Here is a 13,881-nt window from a genome sequence, read left to right as displayed (position 1 = left end):
GCATCTGCATGGGTCCATTCGACTGTGTCGGTGCTCCTGAGCGGAACCCGAACTGGTGCGGACTGGGGTGAGGGGCACACGGTGGATGCCTAGGTGGTCAGGGCCGAGGAAGGACGCGGCCGAGCGGCGAAACGCCCCGGGGAGCTGCGGGCGAGCGGAGATCCGGGGGTGTCCGAATGGGGCAACCTGGCGCGGTGGGGAGCCGCGTCGCCCTCTTGGGAAGGGTGAGAGGGGGACCTCTTGCTCGACTGGGAGGGTGGGCACCGGGGGAAGTGAAACATCTCAGTACCCCGAGGAAGAGAGAGCGATTCCCGGAGTAGTGGCGAGCGAAACGGGAGGAGCCCAAACCGTCGTCGCCCAGAGGGCTGCCGTCCGGAAGCGGCGACGGGGTTGGACGGCCTGTCCGGGCCAAGCGGCAGGGCGGCCGCGGGTGCCTGAGTGGGAGCCGAACGCTGCTGGAAGGGGCGACCGGAGAGGGTGAGAGTCCCGTAGGCGGACTGCTCAGGTGCTCGTGGGACAGGTGCGTGAGTACCACGGGGCACGAGGAACCCTGTGGGAAGCTGGGGGGACCACCCCTCCAAGGCTAAACACCCTGACCGACCGATAGTGGAGAGTACCGTGAGGGAACGGTGAAAAGGACCCCGGCGAGGGGGGTGAAAGAGCGCCTGAAACCGTGTGCCCACAGGCGGTCGGAGCCGCGCTGAGCGGTGACGGCGTGCCTATTGGAGCATGAGCCGGCGAGTGGCCGGGCGTGGCGAGGCGAAGGGGGAGGCACCTGGAGCCGGAGCGAAAGCGAGTCTGAAGAGGGCGAGAAAGTCGCGCCTGGCCGACCCGAAACCGGGTGAGCTACCCCTGGCCAGGCTGAAGCGCGGGGGAGACCTGCGTGGAGGGCCGAACCGGTGTCCGTGGCAAAGGGCTCGGAGGAGCTGGGGGTAGGGGTGAAATGCCAAGCGAACCCGGAGATAGCTGGTTCTCCCCGAAATGGCTTGAGGGTCAGCCTTGCTGGGAGGCAGCTGGAGGTAGAGCACCGTTTCGGTGCGGGGGCGTTGGCCTACCAAGCCGAGGCGAACTCCGAATGCTGGCTGCTGGTCGGCAGGAGTGAGACCTGGGGCGAAAAGGTTCTGGGTCGAGAGGGGAACAGCCCAGACCGCCGGCTAAGGTCCCCAAGTCCGGGCTGAGTGGTCAAGGAGGTGCGGGTGCGCAGACAACCAGGAGGTTGGCTTAGAAGCAGCCATCCTTGAAAGAGTGCGTAACAGCTCACTGGTCGAGCGCCCGTGCGCCGAAAATGACGCGGGGCGAAGCCCGGCACCGAAGCCGCGGGTCGCGCGCTGCGGGAGGCGGCGTGCGGCGGTAGGGGAGCGTCGGCGTCGGCGGGGAAGGTGCGGCGGGAGCCGTGCTGGAGCGGCGCCGAGTGCGAATGCCGGCACGAGTAGCGGAAGGGCGGTGAGAATCCGCCCCGCCGGAGAGTGCCGAAGGGTTCCGCAGCGATGCTCGTCAGCTGCGGGTGAGGCGGTCCTCAGCTGAGGGCGGAAGCCGTAGGCGAGGGGCAGCCGGTCAAGATTCCGGCCCCACCGGCGCCCGATCGAGCGATGGGGGGACGCCAGGCCGAGGGTCCGGCGGTCGGAGGGACCGTCCAAGCCAGAGGGCGTGGCCGAGGGAAAGCCCGGCCGGAAGCGCCGACTGGCGAGTGCGAGGCGGGGGTGCGGCCCTGCCGAGCGGATCTGGCGGTCTGGCCGAGAAAAGCCTCTAGCGAGGGCGGCGGTGACCGTACCGCAAACCGACACAGGTCGGCTGGTGGAGGACACCGAGGCGGACGGGAGAACCCCCGTCAAGGAACTCGGCAAATTGCCCCCGTAACTTCGGGAGAAGGGGGGCCCCGGTAGGGTGATGAGCCCGAGGGGGTTGCAGAGAGCAGGCCCGCGCGACTGGTTACCAAAACCACAGGTCTCGGCGAAGGCGGAAAGCCGACGTATCGGGGCTGACGCCTGCCCAGTGCCGGAAGGTGAACCGGAGGGGTGGAGAGCCCCGAAGGGAAGCCCCGGTGAACGGCGGCCGTAACTATAACGGTCCTAAGGTAGCGAAATTCCTCGTCGGGTAAATTCCGACCCGCACGAAAGGCGTCACGACGTGGGCACTGTCTCGACGGGGGGCCCGGTGAAACTGCTGGACCCGTGCAGAAGCGGGTGACCCGCGGCGGGACAAAAAGACCCCGTGGAGCTTGACTGCAGCTTGCCACTGGGTGCGGGCCCGGCCTGTGCAGGATAGGTGGGAGGCTGAGAAGCGGGGCCGCCAGGCTCCGTGGAGCCGCCGGTGAGATACCACCCTGGCGGGGTTTGCGCCCTCACCTGGCCCGCGGGAACGCGGGCAGGGACCGTGGCTGGTGGGCAGTTTGACTGGGGCGGTCGCCTCCTAAAGGGTAACGGAGGCGCCCAAAGGTCCCCTCAGGCCGGATGGCAATCGGCCGGAGCGTGCATGGGCAGCAAGGGGGCTTGACTGCGAGGGGGACATCCCGAGCAGGGCCGAAAGGCGGGCCAAGTGACCCCACGGTTCCGTGTGGGCGGGCCGTGGATCAACGGATAAAAGCTACCCCGGGGATAACAGGCTGATCGGGCCCAAGAGTTCACATCGACGGCCCGGTTTGGCACCTCGATGTCGGCTCGTCGCATCCTGGGGCTGGAGGAGGTCCCAAGGGTTGGGCTGTTCGCCCATGAAAGCGGCACGTGAGCTGGGTTCAGAACGTCGTGAGACAGTTCGGTCTCTATCCGCCGCGGGCGTCGGACGGTTGCGGGGAGCTGGCCCTAGTACGAGAGGACCGGGCTGGACGGACCGCTGGTGTGCCAGTTGTCGGCCAACCGGCAGCGCTGGGTAGCCATGTCCGGACGGGATAACCGCTGACAGCATCTAAGCGGGAAGCCCACCCCAAGATGAGCCGTCCCACCCCACACGGGGGTAAGGCCCCGGGGAGATGACCCGGTAGCGAGGCGGCCGGTGGACAGCGGGTAACCGACTGGAGCCAAGCCGTCCTCATGGCCGAGGCCAGTCCTCAACCATTCGGGAGCTCAGTGAGGACCGACACAGTCGAGCGGATCGCTTGCAGATGTCTCGATCGGATCGCCGGCTCACCCGTGCGCGTGGCCGAGAGCGGTGTGGCAACACCCCGCTCCATCCCGAACCGGGTCGTGCCCCACACCAGCGCCGGAGAGTACTGCGCGGGCAACCGCGTGGGAGGCGAGGCCGCTGCGCGCACGGTTGAGCCGACGGTCCACCACTCTGCTCGCTCGCCGCGGGGTGGAGCAGCGGCAGCTCGCTGGGCTCATAACCCAGAGGTCGTGGGTTCGAATCCCACCCCCGCTACCACGATAAGAACCCCCGAGGGACATCCTCAGGGGTTCTTGCTTTTCCCACCACGCGGTGATGACCGTGCTACGGTGTGATCACCGCCCGCCCGAAATACCGTCCGTGCTTGAAATCGTCGATCGCCCGGTTGATCTCTTGGAGCGTGTAGCGCTGCGTAAACACGCGGACTTTCCCTCGAGCCACAAGATCGATCAGTTCGACCAGCTCCTTGTAGTTTCCAACCAGGCTCCCAGCAACCGTCAACTCGCCGAAAATCATGCGTACGGTCGGAATCTCCAACGTCCCCCCATAGCCGATGATCAGATGGGTGCCGCCCTTGCGGAGCATCTGCCAGCTCTGCTGTTCGACCCCCTGCTCACCGACGAAGTCGAGCACGACGTGCGCACCACCACCGGTGAGCTCCCGAATTTCCGCGGCCAGATCAGGACTACCAGCCAGAACATGGTCGGCCCCGAGCTCGCCAGCTCGCTCCCGCGCCAATGGCGAGCGATCGACGGCGACGATCCGCACCCCCGCCAGTGCCCGCAGGACCTGGAGAGCGATGTGCCCGAGTCCGCCGATCCCGATGATCACCACCCAACCATCCGGCGGCGCGATGCGGCTCGCCCGCTTGGCTGCTCGATAGGCCGTCAGCCCCGCGTCGGCCAGGGGCGCGATATCCACCAGATCGACGTCCTCAGGCACTTTCACCAGCGCCCGTTCGGTCGTGACGAGATACTGGGCGAACCCACCGTCCGAGTCCAATCCCGGAAACCGCGCGCTCGTGCAGTACATGTCCTCCCCGACCCGGCAGCCGAGACAGAGCCCGCAGGTGGCCTGCGGGTGGCAAATCACGCGATCTCCCACCCGCACGTTGCGCACGGCACTGCCAACCGCCTCGACGATACCCGTGTTCTCATGTCCGAGCGTGTACGGGAGCAGCTTTCCTTCCGGATCGAGGATCGGGCGCCATACCCCCTCGATGATGTGGAGATCGGTCCGGCACAGCCCTGCTCCCACGATACGGACGATCACCTCGTCCGGTTGCCGGATCGTCGGATCGGGAACAGTCTCGAGGCGCAGCTCTTCCTGCATCGCCGGATCATACCGATACAGTCGCGCAGCCAGCACCGCCTTTCCTCCTCTCACTACATGAGCTGGCCGCGCAGTGCTGCGCAGCCAGCTCGCCTTCCACCTTGCCCCCGATCGGCTCAGGCTGCCTGCTGGGCGGCCAGCAGCTGGCCGATCGGATCCTGCGCCAGCTTCGCCTTCTGCGCCGCAATGTCGATGCCGTACAGGCGCGCCGCGTTCTCGCCGAGGATCTTCCGCTTCGCCTGCGGCGTCAGATCGACTCCGTATTCCTCTTTGATGTCCTCCGGCAGCTCGAACCGCGCGAACGCCTCCACGATCCACTTCGGTGTCCAAATCGCGTAGTCGCTCCCGAACAGAATCTTGTCCTCACCCACCCAGTAGAGCAGGTTGGCCATGATCTCCGCGAAGTAGCGCGGGCGCGTCGCGATGAAGGCCGAGGCCACCGCCAGCCCCGCATAGACGTTCTTCTCCTGCTTGGCGATCCAGCAGAAATCGTCCAGCCGGGGCAAGCCCACATGCTCGATGATGAAGTTCAGCTCAGGAAAGTCGGTCGCCGCATAGTCCACATCGTGCACGTCGAAGGCATCCTTACTCAAGGGATAGACCGTCGGCCCTTTGTGGACATGGATGTTCTTGATGCCCAGCTCGCGGCACAACTCCAGATACCGGTAGGCCATCGGATCACTGAGCTTCCAGCCACGAGACCCGTCGTACCACTCGGCGGTATAGAGCTTGAGCCCACGGATCGGATACTGCTCGACCATGCGGCGGAACGTCTCCAACCCCGCCTCGCCCCAGCGTGGGTCGAACGATCCGCAGAGGATGAAGCGATCCGGATACTTCTCGACGAGCACGTAATTTTGCTCGTGCGTGTTGAAGCCGTTCTTGAAGAACTCGCGTAGGTACGTGGAGTTGAAAATCCCCATGTCGACGTGGCCTTCGAGAAAGAGGTCACGAACCAGGTCATCCTCGCTGTACTTCGTGAATTTCTCGAAAGGCCAGACGGCTTCCTTGGGACTCAAGGCCAGATGGTAGTCATAGAAACACTTGATCCAGCCTTCGCCCCACTGGTTCCGCCAGTTCTCCGGGCTGCCATCCCAAAAGTGCATGTGCCCGTCGATGACGAAGACCTCCTGCCCGTCGATCGTGATCATCGCAACGCCTCCTTTCGCTCAGCCGTCCACCACTGTTGCCGACTTTCCAGGAGTGCTTCGCACAAGGCAGTACTCGCCCGCAGATTGACGACGGTCGCGCGGAGCCGGCGCAGCTCGTCGGGAAGCTCTTCTTCACCGATCGCGCTCCCGTCCGGCCGCAGGAGCAGGGGTGCGTCCGCATCCATGGGGAGCCCGAGTTCGGCCCGTCGCGCCAGATACCGGTCGGCGATGCGAGCACGAATGGGTCCGTACCGGTTGTCTTCGTCGCACAACCACGCGTCCTCGCCACTGCTCACCAGGGCAGCCAGCCTCGCGCGTGCCAGAACCGACCCGGGTGCTCCCGCGTTGCGCAAGGCTTGGACCAGAACCAGTAACCGACTCAGGTACCCCTTGATGAGGAACCGCTTGCGGAGTTCTTCGAGTTCTTCGGTCGCCTCATCGGGAAACAGCTCGCAAAAAGAGCGGCCGGCACTCACACCACGCGAAAGGACATCGCTCGCGAAATGATCTTCCAGCACGATCTCGACCTGGGCGATTTCCGACCGCTCGAGCAGGGCACGCCGCACGCCATCCGCCATGAGGTAGGCGAAGTTCGGCGAGCACCAGTAGGTCGGTAGACGGAGCACGACGCGGACACGCTGGCCCTCCTGCTCGACGCGCTGCACGAAACCGAGGCGAACGATCGATTCGTCGAGTTCCGGGTCGAGGACCCGCTCGAGCTGCGCCCAGAGCGCTTTCGTCTCCATCGCTGGCTCCCTGATCGATCCATGCTCGGGCTGTTCTCGAGGTGAGCCTAGCGACTCGAGACCCGTGGCTCAATGCATACGAGTGTTTTTGGCAGTATCTGCCAAAAGAACCGGAAAGTCCGATCGAGAGAGGGAAGCCGCGCTCGCAACGCGGCGCAAGAGTCCGACCAAAAGCTCACTCTCGGCAGCGAACCGCCGAACGGGCACACTGATCCCGAGTGCGACCGCCACCCCGCCATCTTCGCGGACGAGTGGAACAGCGATGCATGCCGAACCGAGCGCGTACTCCTCGCGGTCGAAGGCGACGCCGCTCGCTCGGACCTCACGGAGCTCGTCCTGGAGCTGATACGGCGATTCGATCGTCGTCGGGGTAAAGCGGGGAAGTCGCTCCTGTTGGAGATAGTCAGGCCACTCCTCCAGGCGACGATCCACGAGCAAGAGCTTTCCGAGTGCAAGAGCATGAGCCGCCCCGCGGAAACCACGCCGCAAGCCCGGCAGCTCCCGCACGCCACGTCGACCGTGGACGTAGATGACCTCCACGTCGCGGTCCGACCAGACAGCAAGGTAAGAACGACAACCCGTCATTTCACTGATCTGGCTCGCCACCGGCTCGAGTTCGGTCGGGCGCAGGCGACTCCCGAGCAGCTGGTCCGAGAGCCGATAGAGCGCTGGTCCGGGCCGCAGGCAGCGATGCGGCTCCAAAACGACATAGCCGGCAGCAGTCAGCGTGTGCACGAGGTGATAGGCAGTGGAAAGACTCACCCCCAGTTCAGCCGCTACCTCTTTGACAGAAAGCCCGGGCTGACGCTCGACGACGAGCTGTAAAACCTGGAGAACCCGCTCTCCCGTAGTGAGCGTGCGCGCAGGCCGCGCCACTGACACGAGCCCCTTTCTCGCCGACCTCGACCGGGCGGTGACATGCTCACCTTAACGCATCGTGGGCCCGCCCGTCAAGAGGATGGGATCCGCATTCTGGAGCACCAGCCACGATTTCTTGCGTTATCGTGAGCCCGCACGTCGAGGGGATGCGATGGCGAAAAAGAAAAGGAGCGGCAAAGTCGTACCGGATCGGCCAGCAGACAGGAGTTCCCGCCACGACCGCACCCCGTCCCCACGCTAGAGCGGTGCGCTCTATCCGCACGCCGGGTGGTCCGCGCCGCTCTCGACCCCATCGCGACCTTCCCCACACTGCTCCACGATGAACGAGCCGCGAAGCGATCAGCGAGACCGGTTCGGTATCCATCCACCCAGGTAGGAGCGACCGCGCCTGTCGCTCATCCTGACGACCAGTAGGAGGGAAGACGGCGCACCCCTTGACAGACGGCCATCCGATCGCGCAGAATGAATCCCGACTGACGAAGTCGGGATTCTCCGGTGGCCACCGAGCCCGAACAGTCGGTCCCCCGATGCGGGACGAAGGGAGACGGAGAGACTCGACGATTGAAAGGAGAGACGATGCGTCGCCGCGATCTTATCCGCCTCGGCGGACTCGGGCTCGCCGCTGGATGGACACTCCTTGCCGCCTGCCGGAGTACCGAGCCGACTGCGACCCCCGCACCTCCGACACCAACAGCAGCCGGGGCAGGCATGGCTCCGACGGCTTCGCCCACCCCAGCGGCTGCTGCGACACGAACGGCCGGCGCAACACCGACCGTGATGACACGCTCCCAGAGTGCAGTCGTGACTATTTATTCTGGTCGCTCCAAGTCGCTGATCGGGCCGTTGCTCGACCGGATCGGTCAGGAACTCGGACTGGATGTGCGGGTGCGCTACGGAGATACCGCCGAATTGGCGACCGCGATCCTGGAGGAAGGGGACCGTTCGCCAGCAGACCTCTTCTTCGGACAGGATGCTGGTGCCTTGGGCGCACTCGCTAAGGAAGGTCGCTTGGCGCCGCTCCCGAGCGAACTCCTGCAACGTGTGCCGCAACCGTACCGCTCTCCCAAGGGACTCTGGGTCGGCATCAGTGGACGAGTCCGCACCGTCATCTACAACACCGAGCGGGTGAAGCCAGAGGAGATCCCTGCCTCGATCGTCGACTTCGCGGGGAACGAGCGCTGGCGTGCCCGACTCGGCTGGGCTCCGACGAACGGATCTTTTCAAGCATTCGTGACGGCTCTCCGTCGGTTGCGCGGGGAGGATGTCGCGCGCTCCTGGCTCCAGGGAGTCAAAGCGCTCGACGCACGCGTCTTCCCCAACAATTCGAGCATCGTCCAAGCGACGATCAAGGGAGAGATCGAAGCCGGGTTCGTCAACCATTACTATCTCATGCGCGAGCGTGCGCAGGCTGGTCGGCCGCTGCCAGCGGAAAACTATTTCTATACCAATGGTGATCCTGGCGGGTTAGTCAACGTGGCAGGCGTCGGCGTGTTGGTGACGAGCCGCGCCAGCGATGCCGCTCTTGCGCTTGTCGATTATTTGCTCAGTGAGCCAGCTCAGCGTTACTTCGCCGAGCAGACGTTCGAGTATCCGCTCCTCGAAGGTATACCGGCTCATCCGGATCTGCCGCCGCTGGCGTCGCTCAATCCGCCGGCACTCGATCTCTCCGATCTGGACGATCTCAAGGGAACACTGGCTCTCCTTCAGGAGGTCGGGCTCCTGTGACGGCGTCAGCAGGGCGAACGACCATCGCGCACTCGCTACGGCAGCGCTGGAGCCTCGTGGTGATCCGCCCCAGCGAAGTCGTGGCGCTGGTCGTCGCGTCGATCGCCCTCGTACCTGTTCTTTACTTGGTTTGGCGCGCTCTGGAGGGAGGCGAGCGTGCGCTCGCCTCCCTCACCCATCCCCGTACTGCCTGGCTCGTATTGCGCAGTCTCGGACTCGCTGTCGCGGTCGCGGCGAGCAGTGCGTTGGTCGCCTTCCCCTTGGCTGTCCTCACCGAACGAGTCGCTTTTCCTGGCCGGCGGTGGCTGGCGATCCTGCTCGCCGTACCGCTCGCCGTGCCGAGCTATGTCATGGCCTATGCGGTCGTGGCTGCGCTGGGTCCGCGAGGAACGCTCGCTTCGCTGCTCGAGCGGAGCATCGGACTCACTCGGCTACCGGAAGTGTACGGGTTCTTCGGGGCGTGGCTCACCTTGACCCTGGTGACCTATCCCTACACGTTCCTGGCACTGCGCGCGGCGTTGCGCGGACTGGATCCGGCCTTCGAGGAAGTCGCGCGCACACTCCACGCGGGACGCTGGGTAACGTTTTGGCGCGTCACCGTTCCGTTGCTGGGGCCAGCCTTGCTCTCCGGCATGCTGCTCACGACGCTCTATGTGCTCAGCGACTTCGGCGCGATCGCGATTCTCCGTTACCCGACCCTGACCTACAGCATCTATAACCAGTACCGTCTCTCGTTCGACCGCTCGGCTGCGGCGGCACTGGCGGTGCTCCTGGTCGTCCTCTCAGCGATCCTGTTGATCGCCGAGCGGCACTGGCAGCGTCGCGCTGCTTTCTATCGCACCGTGGGGACTCGCCGTCCACCAGTCTTGCATAGGCCAGGCTGGGGGAGTTGGCTGGGACTGAGCCTGGCACTGCTTTGGGGCAGTTTTGCCATCGGTTTGCCCGCTGGCATGGCGACGTTCTGGTTCCTTCGCGCGCGGTCGTTGGGGGAACAGCTGCCCGGGATCGGGGAACCACTCGCGAACTCCTTGCTGGTCGGAAGCGCAGCCGGACTCGTGACCGTCGCACTCGCGCTTCCTGTCGCCTGGGCGGTGGTGCGCGGGAACGGACGATACGTCTCGCTCATCGATTTGCCTCTCTGGATCGCCTATGGCCTCCCGGGCATCGTGCTGGCGTTGGCGTTGGTGTCGTTCAGCGTCCGCTTTCTCCCGTGGCTCTATCAGACGCTCCCGCTCTTGATCGTCGGATACGCGTTGCGCTTCCTGCCGGAAGCAACGGGGATACTGCGCGCTACGCTGGCACAACAGAATCCGCGGCTCGAAGAAGCAGCGCGGACACTGGGCCTTCGTCCCTGGCGCGCGTGGCTGACGGTGCAGTTCCCGCTGACTCTCCCGGGTATCGGGAGCGCCTTCGCGTTGGTTTTCCTGACGACCATCAAGGAACTCCCGGTGACGTTGCTGTTGAGTCCGATCGGTTTTACGACCTTGGCGACGGCAGTCTGGAACGCGACCGCCGATGCCTTTTGGTCGCACGCGGCACTGCCGACACTCCTGCTGCTGGGCATCGGTGTGGTACCGATGGCACTCTTCAGCTGGTGGCAAGAGCGCGGGGCGGGGAGGAGCAACGGGTGAGCGAAACGTGCGCGGTACGCTTGGCGGGAGTCTGGAAGTGGTACCGAGGGACAGTCGTTCCCGCTGTGCGGGATCTCTGGCTGGACGTGCGCGCCGGAGAACTGCTCGCCATCCTGGGGCCGAGCGGATGCGGTAAAACGACGACCCTGCGCCTCATTGCCGGTCTGGAGCGGCCAGACACGGGGGCGATCGAGATCGGCGGGCGAGTGGTAGCCGGGGGCGGCCGTTTCGTTCCACCGGAAGAACGGGGAGTCGGGCTCGTTTTCCAAGATTACGCGTTGTTTCCTCATCTGACGGTCGAAGAGAATATCGCATTCGGGCTCCGCGGGTTCGCGCGGCAGGAGCGCGCCAGGCGCGTTCAGGAACTTCTGGCCCTGACCGGGTTGGAGGCTTTTCGAACACGCTATCCCCATCAGCTCTCGGGGGGACAGCAGCAGCGGGTCGCGATCGCCCGGGCACTGGCTCCACACCCAGCAGTACTCCTCCTGGACGAACCGTTCGCGAACTTGGACGCCGAACTGCGCCTGCGCATGCGCGAGGAACTGCGACGGCTACTGCGCGATGTCGGCGTGACCGTGATCCTGGTGACCCATGACCGCGATGAAGCGCTCGCCTTGGCCGACCGCGTGGCAGTGATGCTGGAAGGGACCGTCGTGCAAGTGGATACCCCAGAACGGGTGTACCACGAGCCACGGACGCGTGAGGTGGCTCGTTTGCTCGGCCAAGCCAGCTTCGTCCCAGCGAGAGTGCTCGGTCGGCTCGGGCGCAGCGACATCGGGTCGTTCGCACTCGAAGGGGCGGAGGAGCCGACCGAGCAGGTCGAGTTGCTCCTGCGGCCACGCGACGTCGTGCTCGAACGCCATCCGGAGGGGCTCGGGGTCGTCGTCGACCGACGCTTCGTCGGTGCGGAGACGATCTACCGCGTCCTGCTGCGTTGCGGCATCACGGTCGAGACGAGCCAACCGCCTTCCGTCGAGTTGGCGATCGGGGAGCGCGTCGAGGTACGGTGCAATCGGGCGCGTGTCGCGGCATTCGCGGGAGATGAGCGAATCGGGCTGGCAGCACTGCTGGAACGCTTGGGGCGCACGCGTTCAGCCGACACGGAGGCGCCGGTGGCTGGTGGCACCGATGGAGCGGCAGCGAGTTGACGACTCGAGCGAGGAGCAACGATCCAGGAGCTGGAACCGAAGCCGAGTCGTGTCGCGGGTTTCTCGCACAGCGGGGGACGTCGTCGGACGGGCCAGGGCGCACCGATTCTGCGAGAGGCAATGCTGCCCGTCTGCTATGCGTATAAGTGTCCTTATGCGCTGATACTGGGACAGCACGCCTCACGAGGTGACCATGGAGCTGGACACGTAGCGATCCGCACACGGCATCGGTCTCTGCACGCCGGTGCAGCCGGTGCCAGCTGCGTGGCCCAGCAGTGCGACGACCGGTCGGCGACTTTCGGCTCGCGCCTGACCGTGAGGTCCACGGCTTCGAAGCTGTCGTCGCGCGGTGACATGTGCGCGCACGTCTAGCGAGCGCGCCCTAGCGATCGGCTCGTGCTGTAGCCTCGCGGCTGGAACGCTGGAGCAGCGAGCATCCCGCTCACCGCGACGCTGAGCACCCTGTCCGCCCGGAGGAGGGACGCTGCTCACTACTCCCCTACCCTTTTGCAGTGATCGGTTTTCTGTCATGAGTGACCGGCGGGTGTGGCCTGCTGGCTGGGATCTGCTCGGCGGGCGATGGGACGGGTGATGGGTGCTGACCGCTCGCTGCACGATCAGACGAGGCGGATGGCGCGCCTGATCGCTCCACCGACGATGATGAGCTAGGCCGAATTTACCTCGAAGCGGAGGAGCGCGACGAGCGCTCCGAGCGCCAAGAACCCGCTCAGCGGATCGCCGATCGCTGTGCGTCCGAGTTCCCACAGCACACCGGCCATGAGCGCGACTGCCGCCATGTTCAGACCGTCGAGGAGCGATGCGAGCCGAGAAGAGCGGCCCAACCGCGGTGCCACTGGCCGGACCACTGCGACGAAGACGAAAGCTGGCAGAAAGATCGCGATCGTTGCGAGCAATGCTCCCGGTAGGCCCGCCACCAGATACCCGATGAAGGTCGCCCGTCGTGAAGACCGGTTCCGGCGTCACCTGCCCGACCGCGATCGTGTCCGGGAGTTGCTGGTCGGTCAACCAGCCGAGTCGTTCGACGAAGTCGCGCCGCAAGAAGGCCAGGAGCTCGTACCCATTCCCGTAGAGGACCGAGCCGATCTTGAGGAAGGTGAGGAACAGTTCGAGCAGACTGACCGGTGCGCTCGCATCGATCACCGGAAACGCATTGGTCGCGAGGGCTCCCACGGGCGCGAGGGCGAACGACTCGGCGCGACGTCGCCCAATATGGAATACCAGCATGGCGAGTGCCGCACCCGCGAGCAGCAAAAGTTCGTGGACGCCAGCGAGAGAGGAGGAAAACCAACAGAGCCAGCACGATCCGGCTCGTTCGCCGGACGGCGAATTTCCCGAGCTCCAGATCGCCTGGTCGATGATGGCGAGGAGAACCGGCTTCACCCCCTCGAGGAGCCAGATCGCTGCCGGTACAGTCCCCCAACGGACGTAGAGTCAGGCGAGGGCGAGAACGATCGCGGCGGCCGGGAAGATGAAGAGTATCCCACCGACGAGGAGACCCAGCCAACCGGCTCGTCGATAGCTGCAAAGGATGACCATCTCGGTCGAGTTCGGACCCGGGATGAGGTTGGTGATTCCGAGAAGGTCGAGGAACTCCTGCTCGCTGAGCCAGTTCCGCCGAACGAGGACCTCTTCGCGCAACATCGCGATATGGGCAGCTGGCCCCCCCCGAAGGCGAGGCAGCCGCGTTCGAGCGCCACGAGCGCGACGTCAGCGAGATGGCTACCCTGCTCGCGGTCTCTTTCAGAGAGACTGCTGCGCACCGGCGGAGTCTCGCTCAAGCTCGTCTCCCGACGATCGACCGATGCTGGCGTCAAGGTGCCAGGACACGTCAGAAGAGCGATACTGGGCTGTTGCCATCATGATCGGCACGAGACTATTGTCAGACGTTGGTGTCGACCGCAGCATGAACCATGGTTGTCTCGCTCATGATCGGCGCGAGACGAGGTCGCGGTGTTGCGAGTTCATGAAGCGGACGCGCGTGCTGACCCACCGCTTCCCGCCTGATCACGCGCTGCGACGCGCCGGAGAGAAGCGAGCCCATCGAGCGACCGCGTGCTGACCAGCCGTCCCCTGACGAAGCCCAAAGCAAACGCGACCGGTTTCTTCTCCTTGTGCCAACGAGGCAACTCTTGACTGCGAACAGGTGTTC

At 65.2% G+C, this 13,881-nt stretch carries 9 protein-coding genes, 1 tRNA gene, 2 rRNA genes and 1 pseudogene; 6 read left to right on the top strand and 7 right to left on the bottom strand.

What is annotated here, in order from left to right; all coding sequences use genetic code 11:
• Positions 1 to 58: 58 nt before the first annotated feature.
• From TRD_RS11640 to TRD_RS11630, 3 genes are all read left to right on the top strand, one after another.
• Positions 59 to 3,046: ribosomal RNA gene (locus TRD_RS11640) — 23S ribosomal RNA — on the top strand.
• An 81-nt stretch (positions 3,047 to 3,127) separates the two neighbouring features.
• Positions 3,128 to 3,246: ribosomal RNA gene (rrf, locus tag TRD_RS11635) — 5S ribosomal RNA — on the top strand.
• Positions 3,247 to 3,282: 36 nt separating this feature from the next.
• Positions 3,283 to 3,357, top strand: a tRNA-Met gene (locus tag TRD_RS11630).
• A 66-nt stretch (positions 3,358 to 3,423) separates the two neighbouring features.
• On the opposite strand, the gene TRD_RS11625 is transcribed toward TRD_RS11630, so the two are convergent.
• The 4 genes from TRD_RS11625 to TRD_RS11610 all read right to left on the bottom strand — a co-directional run bounded on the left by TRD_RS11625 (position 3,424) and on the right by TRD_RS11610 (position 7,204).
• A complete protein-coding gene (locus TRD_RS11625) occupies positions 3,424 to 4,467 on the bottom strand; it encodes an NAD(P)-dependent alcohol dehydrogenase (protein WP_012642855.1) in 1,044 nt (347 codons plus the stop codon).
• 80 nt (positions 4,468 to 4,547) lie between these two features.
• On the bottom strand, positions 4,548 to 5,582 hold the full coding sequence (locus TRD_RS11620) for an amidohydrolase family protein (RefSeq protein WP_012643178.1): 1,035 nt from the start codon (positions 5,580 to 5,582) through the stop codon (positions 4,548 to 4,550).
• Entirely contained in the window at positions 5,579 to 6,328 is a 750-nt protein-coding gene (locus TRD_RS11615) for an iron-sulfur cluster assembly protein (protein ID WP_012642850.1), read from the bottom strand. The genes TRD_RS11620 and TRD_RS11615 overlap by 4 nt, the downstream gene beginning before the upstream one ends.
• Positions 6,329 to 6,397: 69 nt before the next feature.
• Entirely contained in the window at positions 6,398 to 7,204 is an 807-nt protein-coding gene (locus TRD_RS11610) for an IclR family transcriptional regulator (RefSeq protein WP_169302313.1), read from the bottom strand.
• Positions 7,205 to 7,783: 579 nt separating this feature from the next.
• Here TRD_RS11610 and TRD_RS11605 point away from each other — a divergent pair.
• From TRD_RS11605 to TRD_RS11595, 3 genes are read left to right on the top strand one after another with little or no spacing between them, the layout of a single operon-like run.
• The gene (locus TRD_RS11605) at positions 7,784 to 8,932 is read left to right on the top strand and encodes an iron ABC transporter substrate-binding protein (RefSeq protein WP_012642785.1); all 1,149 of its coding nucleotides are present in this window, start codon (positions 7,784 to 7,786) and stop codon (positions 8,930 to 8,932) included.
• Positions 8,929 to 10,563 (top strand): ABC transporter permease, encoded by a 1,635-nt coding sequence (locus TRD_RS11600; RefSeq protein ID WP_052294135.1) that lies wholly within the window; start codon positions 8,929 to 8,931, stop codon positions 10,561 to 10,563. The genes TRD_RS11605 and TRD_RS11600 overlap by 4 nt, the downstream gene beginning before the upstream one ends.
• Complete coding sequence (locus TRD_RS11595) at positions 10,560 to 11,711, top strand: ABC transporter ATP-binding protein (RefSeq protein ID WP_012642564.1); 1,152 nt, start codon at positions 10,560 to 10,562, stop codon at positions 11,709 to 11,711. The genes TRD_RS11600 and TRD_RS11595 overlap by 4 nt, the downstream gene beginning before the upstream one ends.
• A gap of 665 nt (positions 11,712 to 12,376) precedes the next feature.
• Here the strand turns inward: TRD_RS11595 and TRD_RS15295 are convergent.
• From TRD_RS15295 to TRD_RS15285, 3 genes and pseudogenes are all read right to left on the bottom strand, one after another.
• Positions 12,377 to 12,646 (bottom strand): chromate transporter, encoded by a 270-nt coding sequence (locus TRD_RS15295; protein WP_012642415.1) that lies wholly within the window; start codon positions 12,644 to 12,646, stop codon positions 12,377 to 12,379.
• A gap of 85 nt (positions 12,647 to 12,731) precedes the next feature.
• Positions 12,732 to 12,956 (bottom strand): annotated as a pseudogene (locus tag TRD_RS15290) (chromate transporter); the annotation flags it as partial.
• Positions 12,957 to 13,163: 207 nt separating this feature from the next.
• Positions 13,164 to 13,373, bottom strand: a complete 210-nt coding sequence (locus TRD_RS15285; protein ID WP_012643141.1) for a chromate transporter — start codon at positions 13,371 to 13,373, stop codon at positions 13,164 to 13,166.
• Positions 13,374 to 13,881 lie beyond the last annotated feature (508 nt).

Source organism: Thermomicrobium roseum DSM 5159, assembly GCF_000021685.1.
Lineage (GTDB): Bacteria > Chloroflexota > Chloroflexia > Thermomicrobiales > Thermomicrobiaceae > Thermomicrobium > Thermomicrobium roseum.
The sequence above is the reverse complement of the archived record's forward strand: the minus strand, read 5'-3'. Positions and strand labels throughout refer to the sequence as shown.

Excerpts from the sequence above, each read along its gene's own strand:
- TRD_RS11620 (WP_012643178.1), bottom strand. The coding sequence starts at position 5,582 with ATGATCACGATCGACGGGCAGGAGGTCTTCGTCATCGACGGGCACATG.
- TRD_RS11615 (WP_012642850.1), bottom strand. The coding sequence starts at position 6,328 with ATGGAGACGAAAGCGCTCTGGGCGCAGCTCGAGCGGGTCCTCGACCCG.
- TRD_RS11605 (WP_012642785.1), top strand. The coding sequence starts at position 7,784 with ATGCGTCGCCGCGATCTTATCCGCCTCGGCGGACTCGGGCTCGCCGCT.
- TRD_RS15285 (WP_012643141.1), bottom strand. The coding sequence starts at position 13,373 with ATGTTGCGCGAAGAGGTCCTCGTTCGGCGGAACTGGCTCAGCGAGCAG.